General features: G+C 52.7%; 11 protein-coding genes. 4 read left to right on the top strand and 7 right to left on the bottom strand.

Features of this window, described 5'->3' with window-relative positions; all coding sequences use genetic code 11:
* Positions 1-42 precede the first annotated feature (42 nt).
* The 4 genes from dtd to typA form a co-directional block, all read right to left on the bottom strand.
* Positions 43-483, bottom strand: coding sequence for a D-aminoacyl-tRNA deacylase (dtd, locus tag ACR8BF_RS00455; protein ID WP_313701211.1), 441 nt, complete (start codon positions 481-483; stop codon positions 43-45).
* On the bottom strand, positions 480-1,349 hold the full coding sequence (locus tag ACR8BF_RS00450) for a virulence factor BrkB family protein (RefSeq protein ID WP_292987376.1): 870 nt from the start codon (positions 1,347-1,349) through the stop codon (positions 480-482). The genes dtd and ACR8BF_RS00450 overlap by 4 nt, the downstream gene beginning before the upstream one ends.
* A gap of 3 nt (positions 1,350-1,352) precedes the next feature.
* Positions 1,353-1,949 carry a glucose-1-phosphatase gene (gene yihX / locus ACR8BF_RS00445; protein WP_313701213.1) on the bottom strand — a complete coding sequence of 199 codons (597 nt, stop codon included), beginning with the start codon at positions 1,947-1,949 and terminating at the stop codon, positions 1,353-1,355.
* Positions 1,950-2,158: 209 nt separating this feature from the next.
* The gene (typA, locus tag ACR8BF_RS00440) at positions 2,159-3,982 is read right to left on the bottom strand and encodes a ribosome-dependent GTPase TypA (protein WP_179899197.1); all 1,824 of its coding nucleotides are present in this window, start codon (positions 3,980-3,982) and stop codon (positions 2,159-2,161) included.
* Between the two features lie 437 nt (positions 3,983-4,419).
* Between typA and glnA the strand changes: the two genes are divergently transcribed.
* The 3 genes from glnA (at position 4,420) to glnG (ending at position 8,434) form a co-directional block, all read left to right on the top strand.
* Positions 4,420-5,829, top strand: a complete 1,410-nt coding sequence (gene glnA, locus ACR8BF_RS00435; RefSeq protein ID WP_179899196.1) for a glutamate--ammonia ligase — start codon at positions 4,420-4,422, stop codon at positions 5,827-5,829.
* A 138-nt stretch (positions 5,830-5,967) separates the two neighbouring features.
* Positions 5,968-7,017: a nitrogen regulation protein NR(II) gene (gene glnL, locus ACR8BF_RS00430; RefSeq protein WP_179899195.1), complete on the top strand. Its 1,050-nt coding sequence runs from the start codon at positions 5,968-5,970 to the stop codon at positions 7,015-7,017.
* A gap of 7 nt (positions 7,018-7,024) precedes the next feature.
* Entirely contained in the window at positions 7,025-8,434 is a 1,410-nt protein-coding gene (gene glnG, locus ACR8BF_RS00425; RefSeq protein ID WP_010258440.1) for a nitrogen regulation protein NR(I), read from the top strand.
* A gap of 41 nt (positions 8,435-8,475) precedes the next feature.
* Here glnG and hemN read toward each other — a convergent pair whose 3' ends face one another.
* Together hemN and yihI are read right to left on the bottom strand one after the other, a co-directional pair.
* The gene (hemN, locus tag ACR8BF_RS00420; RefSeq protein WP_434745414.1) at positions 8,476-9,849 is read right to left on the bottom strand and encodes an oxygen-independent coproporphyrinogen III oxidase; all 1,374 of its coding nucleotides are present in this window, start codon (positions 9,847-9,849) and stop codon (positions 8,476-8,478) included.
* Between the two features lie 233 nt (positions 9,850-10,082).
* Entirely contained in the window at positions 10,083-10,607 is a 525-nt protein-coding gene (yihI, locus tag ACR8BF_RS00415) for a Der GTPase-activating protein YihI (RefSeq protein WP_179899193.1), read from the bottom strand.
* A gap of 552 nt (positions 10,608-11,159) precedes the next feature.
* Between yihI and yihA the strand changes: the two genes are divergently transcribed.
* On the top strand, positions 11,160-11,795 hold the full coding sequence (yihA, locus tag ACR8BF_RS00410) for a ribosome biogenesis GTP-binding protein YihA/YsxC (RefSeq protein WP_179899192.1): 636 nt from the start codon (positions 11,160-11,162) through the stop codon (positions 11,793-11,795).
* A gap of 417 nt (positions 11,796-12,212) precedes the next feature.
* Here yihA and polA read toward each other — a convergent pair whose 3' ends face one another.
* A complete protein-coding gene (gene polA, locus ACR8BF_RS00405; protein ID WP_314985743.1) occupies positions 12,213-14,999 on the bottom strand; it encodes a DNA polymerase I in 2,787 nt (928 codons plus the stop codon).
* Between the last annotated feature and the right edge of the window lie 314 nt (positions 15,000-15,313).

Raw genomic sequence — 15,313 nt, 5'->3', positions numbered from 1 at the left:
GCTCGGATATGTGGCCCGTTCCCTGCCGCTCAGCTGACGATCTCACACCTGCAACCAGAACGTCACAGGACCATCATTCACCAGCGAGACCTGCATGTCTGCAGCAAAACGGCCGTTCGCCGTGGTAATCCCCTGCTGACGACGACAGTAGTCGCTGAAATAGTTATACAGACGTTCGGCTTCAGCAGGCTCAGCGCCACCCGAAAATGAGGGGCGCATCCCTTTTTGCGTATCTGCGGCCAGCGTAAACTGCGACACCACCAGCACGCTTCCGCCCGCCTGGCGAACACTCAGGTTCATTTTTCCCTGCTTATCACTAAAGATGCGATAGCCCAGTACGCGTTCTGCGAGACGCTCCGCACGTGCGTTGTCATCCCCCTTTTCCACGCCCAGCAAAACCAGTAACCCGCCACCGATTTCGCCAATCACTGTCTGGTCAACGCTGACGCTGGCGCGCTGCACGCGCTGAATCAATGCAATCATGTTTCCTCGCGTTGCTCTTCTCTGTGTTGTTTTTTTAACGCCCGATAGTCGGCGAGCGCGACGGTTATTTCAGCGCCTAACAACACAATACACCAGGTCCAGTAGACCCAGAGAAACAGAATAGGGATCACGGCCAGTACGCCGTAGATCAGCTGATATGAAGGGAACATAGTAACATAGAGCGCAAAGCCCTTTTTACCCAGCTCAAACAGCGCACCGGCTACCAGCGCGCCAATCAGCGCATCCCGCGGCGGCACACGCTGGGTAGGAACAATACTGTAGAGCAACCAGAAGGCGAGCCACGACAGCAGAAGCGGGAAAATGCGCAGCATCTGATCGACCAGGCTGGTGACGCCAGTCGCATTAATCCACCGTAGCGACAGCAGATAGGAGCTGATCGCCAGGCTGGCACCAGCCAGCAATGGGCCGAGCGTCAGGATCATCCAGTAGACCGCAAAGGAGTAAACCATTGGCCGCTTCTTATTGCTACGCCAGATGGTATTTAACGCGGTATCGACCGAATGCATCAGCAGTAAGGCGGTCACGATCAGGCCAACCGCCCCGACCGCTGTCATCCGGTTTACGTTAGCCACAAACTGCTCAAGATAGCGTTGCAGCGTGTTACCGGCAGCGGGCATCAGATTGTTGAAGACAAACTGCTTTAACTGCACGCTGATATCAGAGAAGACCGGAAACGCCGCAAACAGGGCAAATACCACTGCAATCAGTGGTACCAGCGCCAGCAGTGAGACATAAGCCAGATTACCGGCCTGGGTCGTCATGCCATCCTCATCAATGCGTTTCCACAACAACCTGAGCCATAACCAGAACGCGTGCAGCCCAGGACGAAATTTACGTGACATCATGAGTTACTGTAAACCTGCAAACCAGTTGGGTACCGTTTTACTGTCAGTAACCAGTACACTTTCAATACCCAGAGCGCGGGCCGCCTCAATATTCTGTGGATTATCATCAAAGAACACCGCCTGATCGGCAGTCACACCTTCTGCGTCCAGCACATGCTGATAAATCCGGGCTTCCGGTTTACGCATGCCTAACTCCTGAGAGAGATAGATTTTATCTGCCGCCTGCTGCACATCCGGGTACTGGGTCGGCCAGAATTCGCAATGCAGCTTGTTAGTGTTAGAGAGGATGACCACGCGATGACCTTCCAGCCGCAGCCGGTTCATCAGCACCAGGGTTTCCGGACGCACGTCAACGAAGACAGCCTGCCAGCCCGCCGCGAACTGCTCATAGCTCAGCGCGATTTCGAGCTTCTCACACAGCGCCAGCGCGAAATCTTCATCACTGATCTCGCCACGTTCGTGTTGCTCAAACGCTTCATCCATCTGGAAATGGCCTTGCAGCGAAGCCAGCGGTACACGACTAAAGTCACTCCAGACACCCAGCACGCGGTTAAAGTCGATATCGATAATCACATTGCCCAAATCAAAGATATACAGCATGGTGTCTCTCCTTCTGTTCCCTGGAGTATTCACTCTAGCGGCAAAAGTGCAGGCTGAACAGGCACTCGGGGAGAGAAAAGCGCAAACGGCAGGAGGTGGGTTAAGCGCGCAGCAACTCGCACAAATATTGGCTGGCCCGGCTTGAGAAGCCCGAATTTCAGGCAAAAAAAAGCCCCGCATGCGGGGCTCTTTATCATTTAAAGAGACAGTTATGCCTCTTTAGGACCACGTGAAGCACGTTTGCGGTCGTTTTCAGTCAGATGACGTTTACGGATACGCACCGACAGTGGCGTCACTTCTACCAGTTCGTCATCATCGATGAACTCGATCGCCTGCTCCAGCGTCATTTTCTGCGGTGGAACCAGTGTTGTTGCTTCATCGGTACCTGAAGCACGCATGTTGGTCAGTTTCTTACCGGTCAGACAGTTCACTGTCAGATCGTTAGAACGGCTGTGAATACCGATGATCTGGCCTTCATAGACTTCTGCACCGTGGCCCAGGAACAGCTTACCGCGATCCTGCAGACCGAACAGCGCGAACGCTACAGCTTTGCCCTGACCGTTAGAGATCAGGACGCCGTTCTGACGCTGGCCCACTTCGCCCGGACGGATATCGTCGTAGTGGCTGAAGGTAGAGTAGAGCAGACCGGTACCGGAAGTCATGGTCATGAATTCGTTACGGAAGCCAATCAGGCCACGGCTTGGGATCACGTAGTCGAGACGTACGCGGCCTTTGCCATCCGGATCCATGTTTTTCAGATCGCCTTTACGCTCACCCATGGCTTGCATAACAGAACCCTGATGCGTCTCTTCGATATCCAGCGTGACGTTCTCGAATGGCTCTTGTTTACGGCCATCGATTTCACGGAAGATAACTTTCGGACGGGATACTGCCAGCTCGAAGCCTTCACGACGCATGTTTTCGATCAGAACAGAGAGGTGAAGCTCACCACGACCTGATACGCGGAAGGCGTCAGAATCTTCGGTTTCTTCAACACGCAGTGCCACGTTGTGAACCAGTTCTTTATTCAGACGCTCAAGGATCTGACGTGAAGTCACGTACTTGCCTTCTTTACCGCAGAACGGTGAGGTGTTGACGTTAAAGAACATGGTTACGGTTGGCTCATCGACGCTCAGTGCTGGCAGCGCCTGCACGTTCTGTGGATCACAGATAGTGTCAGAGATGTTCAGCTCGCCCAGACCGGTGATAGCAATGATATCACCCGCTTCTGCCAGATCGCTGTCGATACGCTCAAGACCCAGGTGAGTCAGAACTTTACCGACTTTACCGTTACGGGTTTTGCCTTCGCTATCGATGATAGTGACTTGCTGGTTAGGCTTAACTTTACCGCGCTTGATGCGGCCGATGCCGATCACGCCCAGATAGTTGTTGTAGTCCAGCTGAGAGATTTGCATCTGCAGTGGGGCATCAGCCTCAACCTTCGGCGGCGCAACATGGTCAACGATTGCCTGATACAGCGGGGTCATATCGTCAGCCATGTCGGTGTGCTCAAGACCTGCAATACCATTCAGCGCAGAGGCGAAAATGATAGGGAAGTCGAGCTGCTCGTCAGTGGCATCCAGGTTAACGAACAGGTCAAATACCTGATCTACAACCCAATCCGGACGCGCACCAGGGCGGTCTACTTTGTTGATAACCACAATCGGCTTCAGACCATGCGCGAACGCTTTTTTGGTCACGAAGCGGGTTTGCGGCATAGGGCCATCCATCGCATCTACAACCAGCAGCACCGAGTCCACCATGGACATGACGCGCTCAACTTCACCACCGAAGTCGGCGTGTCCCGGGGTATCAACGATGTTGATACGGTAGTCATTCCACTTAATGGCGGTGTTTTTTGCGAGGATGGTAATCCCACGCTCTTTCTCCAAATCATTGGAGTCCATCACGCGCTCTGTTGCTTCGGTACGGGCATCAAAAGTACCGGATTGTTGCAGCAGTTTGTCAACCAGGGTGGTCTTTCCATGGTCAACGTGCGCGATGATGGCGATGTTACGCAAATTTTCGATCACAGCTTTGCCTCAGGCATTAGAAATAGCGCGTTATTGTACACTGATTAAGCGGAAGACTGAACACCATCACACTTTTCACTGAAAGTTTATTAGATAGATGCATATTTGCCCTATTCCCGGTGCAGAAAATGCACTAAGTTGGTCTTGTGCACCAAAATGGTGCTAGGCGATCATCAAAAAGCACCATTATGGTGCGCAAAAATCATCATGGTGCAGCCGTGTTATGACATAAAGGTGCAGCACAAGGCGATTTAAGCAACATCAGGAAAGTTGGCACAGAATTCGCTTTATCTAAATCAAGCGTAAACGCCAGTCAGTTGTCGGTTGAAGAGCGTGCCGGAAGATGTGGGTCAGGGAATTTTTTCCTGCCACGGATTCCGGAAACGACGTTTCCTCGCCATGTAGATAATGAAAGACCATTTCCAGGAGAGTTGAGTATGTCCGCTGAACACGTTCTCTCGATGATGAACGAGCATGAAGTTAAGTTTGTTGACCTGCGTTTTACCGATACCAAAGGTAAAGAACAGCACGTTACGATCCCTGCTCACCAGGTTAATGCTGACTTCTTCGAAGAAGGCAAAATGTTCGATGGTTCGTCTATTGGCGGCTGGAAAGGCATTAACGAATCAGACATGGTGCTGATGCCTGACGCCACCACGGCGGTCATGGACCCGTTCTTCGAAGATTCTACGCTGATTATCCGTTGTGACATTCTTGAGCCAGGCACTATGCAGGGCTACGACCGCGACCCACGCTCTATCGCTAAGCGCGCTGAAGATTACCTGCGCTCTTCCGGCATCGCGGATACGGTGCTGTTTGGACCAGAACCAGAATTCTTCCTGTTCGATGACATTCGTTTCGGTTCATCGACGTCCGGTTCACATGTGGCTATCGACGATATCGAAGCGGCATGGAACACCGGTAAAGAGTACGAAGGCGGTAACAAAGGTCACCGTCCAGGTCTGAAAGGCGGCTACTTCCCGGTTCCACCAGTCGACTCATCACAGGACATCCGTTCTGCCATGTGTCTGACGATGGAGCAGATGGGTCTGGTTGTTGAAGCGCATCACCACGAAGTGGCGACTGCGGGTCAGAACGAAGTGGCAACCCGCTTCAATACCATGACTAAAAAAGCAGACGAAATTCAGATCTACAAATATGTCGTTCATAACGTTGCCCACGCTTACGGCAAAACGGCGACCTTTATGCCGAAGCCCATGTTTGGCGACAACGGTTCAGGCATGCACTGCCATATGTCACTCTCTAAAGGTGGCCAGAACCTGTTTGCCGGCGATAAGTACGGCGGCCTGTCTGAAATGGCGCTGTTCTACATTGGCGGTATCATCAAGCACGCTAAAGCAATCAACGCACTGGCGAACCCGACCACCAACTCTTACAAGCGTCTGGTCCCGGGTTACGAAGCACCGGTTATGCTGGCTTATTCTGCCCGTAACCGCTCAGCATCAATCCGTATTCCGGTTGTTGCCAGCCCGAAAGCTCGTCGTATCGAAGCGCGCTTCCCGGATCCAGCGGCTAACCCATACCTGGCGTTTACCGCTCTGCTGATGGCTGGCCTGGATGGCATCATCAACAAAATCCATCCTGGCGATGCGATGGATAAGAACCTGTATGACCTGCCACCGGAAGAAGAAGCTGAGATTCCAAAAGTTGCAGGCTCTCTGGAAGAAGCGCTGAATGCACTGAACGAAGACCGCGAGTTCCTGACCCGTGGCGGTGTATTCACTGACGAATCGATCGAGGCTTACATCGAACTGCGTAAAGCAGAGATGGATCGCGTTCGCATGACGCCTCATCCGGTTGAGTTCGAGCTTTACTACAGCGTTTAACTGGTCAAACGATTTTGTTGCCGTGGAAACTTTTAGCCCATCTTCGGATGGGCTTTTTTCTCCGCGAATTCACCGTTCATTCGCCCTCCTTTCGGCTTTAAGACTAAAATGCACCGGGTTGGTGCAGAGGAACGTTTTATGGCAACTGGCTCTCTGCCCGATGCAGGGCAGATACTCAACGCTTTAATCAACAGTATTTTGTTGGTGGATAACGATCTGGTTATTCATTACGCCAACCCGGCGGCGCAGCAATTACTGGCGCAAAGCTCACGCAAACTGTTCGGCACGCCGTTACCGGAGTTAACCGGCTACTTTTCGCTGAATATTGAGGTGATGCGCGAGAGTCTTGAGGCTGGCCAGGGATTTACTGACAGTGAGGTTACGCTGGTCGTTGATGGTCGCGCACACATTATGTCGCTGACCGCCCAGCGGTTACCCGATGGTTTAATTCTGATGGAAATGGCGCCGATGGATAATCAGCGCCGGCTTAGTCAGGAGCAGTTACAGCACGCCCAGCAGGTAGCCGCTCGCGATTTGGTTCGCGGTCTGGCCCATGAGATTAAAAATCCGCTGGGCGGATTGCGCGGTGCGGCACAGCTTTTATCCCGCGCCCTGCCCGATCCCTCGCTGAACGAATACACCAAAGTGATTATTGAACAGGCCGACCGGTTGCGGAATCTGGTGGATCGCCTTTTAGGGCCGCAGCAGCCTGGCATGCACATCACGCAGAGCATTCATCAGGTCGCTGAAAGGGTGGTTAATCTGGTGTCGATGGAGCTGCCGGATAATGTCTCGCTGGTAAGGGATTACGATCCCAGCCTGCCAGAACTGCCGCACGACCCCGATCAGATCGAACAGGTGCTGCTTAACGTGGTGCGCAATGCGCTTCAGGCGCTGGGAGACGATGGCGGCACCATTATTATCCGCACCCGCACAGCTTTCCAGCTCACGCTGCACGGCACGCGTTATCGCCTGGTGGCACGTATAGATATTGAAGATGATGGTCCCGGCATTCCGGCCCAGCTGCAGGATACGCTGTTTTATCCGATGGTCAGCGGACGTGAAGGCGGAACCGGTTTAGGCCTCTCCATCGCCCGTAGCCTGATTGATCAACATTCAGGAAAAATTGAATTTAACAGTTGGCCAGGACACACCGAATTTTCGGTTTACCTGCCTATTCGCCAGTGAGGTTTCTATGCAACGAGGGATAGTCTGGATCGTCGATGACGATAGCTCCATCCGCTGGGTGCTTGAACGCGCGCTCACTGGAGCCGGTTTGAGCTGTGCGACTTTTGATAGCGCAAGCGAGGTGCTGGATGCCCTCTCAACCAAAACCCCGGACGTTTTACTGTCAGACATTCGCATGCCCGGTATGGATGGCCTGGCGCTGCTGAAACAGATTAAACAACGTCATCCGATGCTTCCGGTCATCATAATGACAGCGCATTCGGACCTGGATGCTGCCGTCAGTGCCTATCAGCAGGGTGCCTTTGATTACCTGCCTAAACCGTTTGATATTGACGAAGCGGTGGCGCTGGTAGAACGTGCTATCAGTCATTATCAGGAGCAGCAGCAGCCGCGTAATCAGCCGGTCAGCGGACCGACCACCGATATCATTGGTGAAGCCCCTGCGATGCAGGATGTGTTCCGCATCATCGGACGGTTATCACGCTCTTCGATCAGCGTGTTGATCAACGGTGAGTCCGGTACCGGTAAGGAGCTGGTAGCCCATGCGCTGCATCGCCATAGCCCACGCACTAAAGCGCCCTTTATCGCGCTGAATATGGCGGCAATACCCAAAGATTTGATTGAGTCAGAACTGTTTGGTCACGAGAAAGGCGCCTTTACCGGGGCGAACCAGATACGTCAGGGCCGTTTTGAGCAGGCGGATGGCGGCACGCTGTTTCTGGATGAAATCGGTGATATGCCGCTGGATGTGCAGACCCGTCTGCTGCGCGTGCTGGCCGATGGTCAGTTCTATCGCGTCGGTGGCTATGCGCCAGTCAAAGTGGATGTGCGTATTATCGCCGCAACCCACCAGAACCTGGAATTACGGGTGCAGGAAGGCAAGTTCCGTGAGGACCTGTTCCATCGCCTGAATGTGATCCGCGTGCATCTGCCGCCGCTGCGTGAGCGTCGCGAAGATATCCCGCGTCTGGCGCGTTACTTCCTGCAGGTGGCGGCACGTGAGCTGGGCGTGGAAGCGAAGATTCTGCATCCGGAAACCGAAACAGCCTTAACCCGGCTGCACTGGTCCGGTAACGTGCGTCAGCTGGAGAACACCTGTCGCTGGCTGACGGTAATGGCTGCGGGTCAGGAAGTGCTGATTCAGGATCTGCCCGGCGAACTGTTTGAATCCAGCACCCCTGAAAATCCGGTGCAGTCGCTGCCTGACAGCTGGGCAACGCTGCTGGCACAGTGGGCCGACCGCGCCCTGCGTTCCGGTCATCAGAATCTACTGTCGGAGGCACAGCCGGAGATGGAGCGTACGCTGCTCACCACTGCGCTGCGTCATACGCAAGGCCACAAGCAGGAAGCGGCACGTTTGCTGGGCTGGGGACGAAACACCCTGACGCGCAAGCTGAAAGAGCTTGGCATGGAATAAGCGGTTCGGTTCGGGCTGGCATGACCTGCCAGCCCGTTTCTTCAGATAACGCGCGAAAACTGCTGCTGATGCGCTTTCTGACGCAGATAGCGATCAAAGCACATACAGATATTACGAATCAGTAACCGGCCAATTCCCGTCACCTCAAGCCCGCCAGCCGTTTGTACCACCAGCCCGTCAGCGATTAACGGTTTCAGCAGCGCCAGATCCTCAGCAAAATAGTCGCTGAAGCGAATTCGCCATCGCGCTTCTGTCGCGGCAAAATCCAGCGAGAAGTTACAAATCAGCGTTTTAATCACATCACGACGCAGGCAATCATCGTCGGTTAGGGCGATACCGCGCCACAGGCCATTTCCCTGCTGTTCCACACGACTATACCAGGTATTAAGGTCTTTCTGGTTCTGCGCATAGCTGTCGCCAATCATGCTGATGGCTGAGACGCCAAGCCCCAGTAAGTCACTGTCGCCCTGCGTCGTATATCCCTGGAAATTGCGATGCAACTGCCCTTCACGCTGCGCGATGGCCAGCTCATCCTGCGGCTTCGCAAAGTGATCCATTCCGATAAACTGGTAGCCCTGCTGAGTCAGGGTCGAGATGGTCTGCTGCAGAATATCCAGCTTTTGCTGAGCGGAGGGCAGTTCATCCTCTTTGATTTTGCGCTGTGCTGCGAACATGGCCGGCAGATGCGCATAGTTAAACACGCTAAGGCGATCCGGATTCAGCGCCATGACCCGCTCCAGCGTCCAGGCAAAGCTGGCTGGCGTCTGCAGGGGCAAACCATAGATCAGGTCGATGCTGGTTGAGCTGAAGCCCTGTTCACGCGCGCGCGCCATCAGGCCGAAAATTACCTCTTCGTCCTGTACCCGGTTAACCCGTTCCTGCACCGATTTATTGAAATCCTGCACGCCCATGCTCAGACGATTAAATCCCAGCGATCCAAGGTGATCGATCACATCAAGCTCAATTTCCCGGGGATCAACCTCGATCGACATTTCAACATCATCGGTTACGCTGAAGTGCTGCTTCAGCAAACCCACCAGCCGCGAAATCTGCGCATTGTCGAGGAAGGTGGGTGTGCCGCCCCCCCAGTGAAGCTGTGTGACCTTACGCTCACGAAACAGCGGCGCACGCTGAATAATCTCCTGCTCAAGCACATCCAGATAGCGGTCTGCTTTGTGGCGCTGGCGCGTCACAATCTTATTGCAGCCGCAGAAGTAGCAGAGACGATGGCAGAAGGGAATGTGAACATAGAGCGATAGCGGACGATCAGGATAACGCGCGACGGCGTGCTGGAAATCAGTTTCCGTGTACTGCTCGCTGAACTCCAGCGCGGTGGGATAAGAGGTATAACGCGGGCCAGCGTAATTGTACTTTTCAATTAACGCCTGATCCCACTCAATCTGCTGCGATGGCATGCTCACTCCTTCCGGTGACGTCGTCTGAGAGAAGGTCGCGAAGAAGAGGAGATGAAAGGTAAGCGGGATGAGACCCGACGTAAATGTTGCTTCAGCCGCGACAGGCGTCGTAGTTTAAACAATAACCACAGCAGATAACATGTCGCCAGCAGCACGAAAATTGATCCAGGCCAAAACATTGTCGTTTACCTGATAAGCGCGGCATGCGGAAACCGCATGCCGATCAAATTTGCTTAGTTGCCCTTCAGCAGACGATACATATCCTCTTCAGCCTGCTCATCTTCGGCATCATCCATCACAATGCCCAACTGCTCCATCAGTTCGTCGATACGGTCCAGCGAGGCATCCAGCCAACCCTGATCTTCAGCCGACAGCGTTTCGCCATTTTCCAGCCGATCCAGCAGCGTATCCAGACGCTCATCATTTTCCAGCTTCGCCAGTTCTTCTTCTGGCGTCAGGCGTACTTTCTTCTCAGCGGCTGGTTTTTCAACGCTTTTCTTTGGCTTAACGGCTGTGGTTTTCCCGTCAGCAATCAGCGCCACCGGTTTTTTACTCCCGATGCGCGGATCTTTCACATTATTCGTCTGACTTCCGCCATTGTTTTCGGATGCCGTCGGATTAGCACGGCTACCAGATGCATGTCCGCGATGCTTTTTATCACGTTTACGATCGCGTGCTTCATGGTTGATATCGTCACGCGATTTGCGTTTGGCTTTAACGGCAGGTTTGCCGTGAGCAGCTCGTGCAGGTTGCTTCATAGTATTCGGTCCCGGCTTTTTTTATTCAGTATAGAATTGCGGCGAAATCTAGCAGAAAGTAGACAAAGAAAAAAGGCGACAGCTCAAGCTGTCGCCTTATTTCATACCTTCACAGGAAGGAATCATGTTTTAAATCCTTTTCGGCTCGTAACATCCCAGTCAATCCCGCGCCTGCTCAACTCCTGAGCTTTTCCTTATCCCTGTCTGGTCCGCAATCCCTGACCTGGTCCATTCCAACGCTCAAAACCCTCCTGGTATCCCTGAGCACATCATCCTGATGGGTGCTGCCGTGCACTGCACATTAATGTAGACCAACTGGTAAAAGCCTCAAGTCAGCGCCGCAAATAGTTTGTTCGAAAAAAGAACGATTCATGTTAAGGGATTGAATTGTAATTATTTTTATTTTTAATAATTCAGGTAAAAAGCGAAATAACCTGCAGCCTCAATGGCAAATCTCTTACAAAGGTGGCTAATGAGACGCTGTTGAGCACTTTAGCGCCATAACGCGTATAATCGCCCGCATTGCATTAATGCGTTTTCTGGAGTGTCACCTTGTCTGAATTGAATTATCACGTTACCCACTTTGTCATGAGCGCGCCGGACATCCGCCATCTGCCTGCCGATACCGGAATTGAAGTGGCTTTCGCTGGCCGCTCGAACGCGGGAAAATCGAGTGCGCTGAATACGTTAACCAATCAGAAGGGTCTGGCGCGTACCAGTAAAACGCCAGGGCGTACGCAGTTGATTAACCTGTTTGAAGTTAAAGAGGGTAAGCGTCTGGTCGATCTGCCCGGTTACGGTTATGCCGAAGTCCCGGAAGAGATGAAGCTGAAGTGGCAGCGCGCGCTAGGTGAATACCTGCAAAAACGTCAGGCGCTGAAAGGCCTGGTAATCCTGATGGATATCCGTCACCCGTTGAAAGATCTCGACCGGCAGATGATTCAGTGGTCAGTAGAAAGCGGCATTCCGGTGCTGTTGCTTCTGACTAAAGCAGACAAACTGGCTTCAGGTGCTCGTAAAGCACAGCTCAATGTCGTGCGTGAAGCCGCACTCGATTTTGTTGGTGATGTGCAGGTAGAACTCTTTTCATCGCTGAAGAAAATCGGTGTGGATAAGGTTCGTCAGAAGCTGGACAGCTGGTTTAATACGCTTGAACCTGCGGTTGAGGATCAGGACGCGGAAGAGTAAGTGGCAGCCCTGTGCCGCTGAAGCTAGCGATGCAAAAAGCCCAATAAAAAACGCCCCAGTCACAGAATGACTGGGGCGGCTAAATTCAGCCAAATCCGATTACGTGAAGTAAAAGGTCTGAAAGATAGAACATCTTACCTCTGTACCCTACGCGACGAACTTTACCTGATTTTCTGTGCGTGACAAAGGCTTTTTTGTTGCTTACTTACATCAAACAGGGCTTTTTTTACCATGCACATCACAAAAATAGCGTTGCGATGTAGTTTAATGACGAAAAAAGTGTTTAGACGATAAGTAGTTAGAAAAGCACTTTCTCTCAATGCCCGTTTTCACCACGCTAAACCGGTTAATCAAACGATTTTCTTATACCTGATCACTGGCCGATCCCGCCCTGCGGAACCGACCTCAGGACGTGAATCAGTGGGCTTCATCCCAGTTGTTGCCTACCCCGACTTCGACCAGCAAAGGGACGTCAAGCTGAACGCTGCCTTCCATCAGCGCACGAATTTTCTGGCTAGCCTCTTCAACCGCCTCCGTTTTCACTTCGAATACCAGTTCATCGTGAACCTGCATGATCATTCGGACGTCTTTATCTTTTTGCTGTTCCAGCCAGTTATCCACGGCAATCATCGCGCGCTTGATAATATCTGCTGCCGTTCCCTGCATTGGCGCATTGATCGCGGCGCGTTCTGCGGCTTTCCGACGAATCGCGTTGCTGGATTTAATATCTGGCAGCCACAGACGACGGCCTTCCAGCGTTTCGACATAGCCCTTACCTGCGGCCAGCTGGCGGGTGTTCTCCATATAGCGCAGTACACCCGGATAGCGTTCAAAGTAGAGGTCCATATACTTCTTCGCTTCGCCCGCACCGATATTTAGCTGACGCGACAGACCAAATGCGCTCATGCCATAAATCAGACCAAAATTGATCGCCTTGGCGCTGCGACGCTGTTCGCCGCTGACCTTATCCAGCGCCACACCAAACACTTCGGATGCCGTGGCGCGGTGAATATCTTCGCCCTGAGCAAACGCGTCCAGCAATCCTTTATCCTGCGAGAGATGCGCCATGATACGCAGCTCAATTTGTGAATAGTCTGCTGCCACAATGCGATGGCCTTTGGCCGCCACAAATGCCTGACGAATTCGGCGTCCTTCGTCATTACGCACCGGGATGTTTTGCAGATTCGGATCGGCAGAAGATAAGCGTCCGGTGGCAGTAACAGCCTGATGATATGAGGTATGCACGCGCCCGCTTATCGGATTAATCATCAGCGGTAGTTTATCCGTATAGGTCGACTTGAGTTTGGATAAGCCGCGATGCTCCAGAATCACCTTAGGCAGCGGATAATCCAGTGCCAGCTCAGCTAACACCTCTTCACTGGTTGACGGCGCACCGCCGGGTGTTTTCTTCGTGGGTTTAATCCCCTGCTTTTCAAACAGGATCACCTGAAGCTGTTTGGTGGATGAGAGATTAAAGGGTTCGCCTGCCAGCTCATGCGCCTTTAACTCCAGCTCCGCCAGTCGGGCAGTCAGCTCTTTCGAATGCTGCGCCAGAATTGATTGATCGATCAACACGCCATTGCGCTCTATCCGGGAAATCACCGTCAGTAACGGCATCTCAATCTGCTCGAAAACTTTTTTCGGGCCTGCTTCTTTCTCCAGCTCTGGCCACATCTTCAGATGCAATTGCAGGGTCACATCAGCATCTTCGGCAGCATAATGCGATGCCTGCTCTAACGCGATTTGATTGAACGTCAGCTGATTTTTGCCTTTACCGGCGATCTCCTGGAAGGTGACCGTTTTATGGTTAAGCCAGCGAGCGGCCAGGCTATCCATGTCATGCTTACCCACCACGCTGTTGAGAATATAGGACTCAAGCATGGTGTCGAATTTGATACCGGCCAGTTCAATGTCGTAGTTCTTCAGGACGCCACGATCGTATTTCAGGTTCTGGCCCACTTTCCAGGCGTTTTCATCTTCAAGCAAGGGCTTGAGCTGTGCCAGAACGGCTGCACGATCCAGTTGATCAGGCGCATCAAGATAGTCGTGAGCAACCGGCAGGTAGGCGGCTTCACCGGGCGCCACCGCGAAGCTGATACCGACGATGTTAGCGCTCAGGGTATCCAGCGCGTCGGTCTCCAGATCAAAGGCAAACACTTCGCTTTTTTTCAGCTTCTCCAGCCAGCTATCAAAGTGTTCCTGATCCAGGATCGTGACATAACCCTCGGTCGGTAACACGCTGCTGGTTTCAACTACAGCAACGGGTTCATCGGACAGCGCCGTTTGCGCCTGAGTATGACTCTTTTTGCCCTGCAGCCATTTACCGTCCTGCAGGTCACTCAGCCAGCGTTTGAACTCATAACGACTGAACAGGGTCTGCAGTGCCTCGACATTGGGTTCAGTGACCGTGAGCTCTTCACAGGGCAGCGCCAGCTCAACGTCCGTCTTGATGGTCGCCAGCTGATAGGAGAGAAACGCCACATCACGATTCTGCTCAAGTTTGGTCGCCATGGTTTTAGCACCACGAAATCCGAGATCGGCCACTTTGTCCAGATTGTCATAGATCGTCTGCATGCTGCCCAGACCCTGTAGCAGAGCCTGTGCGGTTTTCTCACCCACACCCGGCACGCCTGGGATGTTATCTGAGCTGTCGCCCATCATGGCCAGAAAATCGATGATCAAGGCGGGCGGCACACCATATTTCTGCTCAACCTCTTCCGGGCCCAGAATGGTATTGCTCATAGTGTTAATCAGCGTGATGGCTGGGGTGACCAACTGAGCCATATCTTTGTCGCCGGTGCTGATTAGTACTGAGAGGCCTTTTTTCTCCGCTTCCAGCGCCAGCGTACCGATGACATCATCGGCTTCAACGCCGCTCACAGCCAGCAACGGCAGCCCCATCGCCCGTACCATTTCATGCAGCGGCTCGATCTGCGCCCGCAGATCGTCTGGCATCGGCGGACGGTGAGATTTGTAATGCTCGAACAACTCATCCCTGAAGGTTTTGCCCTTGGCATCGAACACCACAGCAACGTGACTCGGATTGTATTGCGCCAGCAGGCTTTTCAGCATGTTAAGCACGCCGTACATGGCGCCAGTGGGTTCACCTGCACTATTGGTCAGCGGCGGAAACGCGTGATACGCGCGATAAAGATAGGATGAGCCATCAACCAGAATGAGGGGATTTTCTGCTATTTGCGCCATAAGTCTGTGTAGTCTTCGTTGCTATGGGTTGGTCTATAAGGATGCCACAAGCTGGCGGAAATGGTGAACTAAGGCGCAGGATATGTAGCGTTTTTGACGGTTCTGGAGGTAAGATCGCAACGATCATTCTGTGGATAACTTTGTGCGTAAAAATTATAACGCGCTGTATTTCAGGATCTTAAAGATTTTAACCCCGGATAAAGTCTATATTTTTCATATGCTTATTTAATTTCCGTGACCCGATCGGCAATTTTAATTACGTGATCCCTTGTGTGGATATTAAATTTATGCCCTGGAGATGGACAAAATTTGCG

Origin of the sequence: Candidatus Pantoea rara (assembly GCF_051136265.1) — a bacterium.
GTDB lineage: Bacteria > Pseudomonadota > Gammaproteobacteria > Enterobacterales > Enterobacteriaceae > Pantoea > Pantoea rara.
The sequence above is the reverse complement of the archived record's forward strand: the minus strand, read 5'-3'. Positions and strand labels throughout refer to the sequence as shown.

Bases quoted from the DNA above. Each gene is read 5' to 3' on its own strand.
- hemN (WP_434745414.1), bottom strand. From the start codon at position 9,849: ATGCCATCGCAGCAGATTGAGTGGGATCAGGCGTTAATTGAAAAGTAC.
- dtd (WP_313701211.1), bottom strand. From the start codon at position 483: ATGATTGCATTGATTCAGCGCGTGCAGCGCGCCAGCGTCAGCGTTGAC.
- yihX (WP_313701213.1), bottom strand. From the start codon at position 1,949: ATGCTGTATATCTTTGATTTGGGCAATGTGATTATCGATATCGACTTT.
- ACR8BF_RS00450 (WP_292987376.1), bottom strand. From the start codon at position 1,349: ATGATGTCACGTAAATTTCGTCCTGGGCTGCACGCGTTCTGGTTATGG.
- polA (WP_314985743.1), bottom strand. From the start codon at position 14,999: ATGGCGCAAATAGCAGAAAATCCCCTCATTCTGGTTGATGGCTCATCC.
- yihI (WP_179899193.1), bottom strand. From the start codon at position 10,607: ATGAAGCAACCTGCACGAGCTGCTCACGGCAAACCTGCCGTTAAAGCC.
- glnL (WP_179899195.1), top strand. From the start codon at position 5,968: ATGGCAACTGGCTCTCTGCCCGATGCAGGGCAGATACTCAACGCTTTA.
- glnG (WP_010258440.1), top strand. From the start codon at position 7,025: ATGCAACGAGGGATAGTCTGGATCGTCGATGACGATAGCTCCATCCGC.
- glnA (WP_179899196.1), top strand. From the start codon at position 4,420: ATGTCCGCTGAACACGTTCTCTCGATGATGAACGAGCATGAAGTTAAG.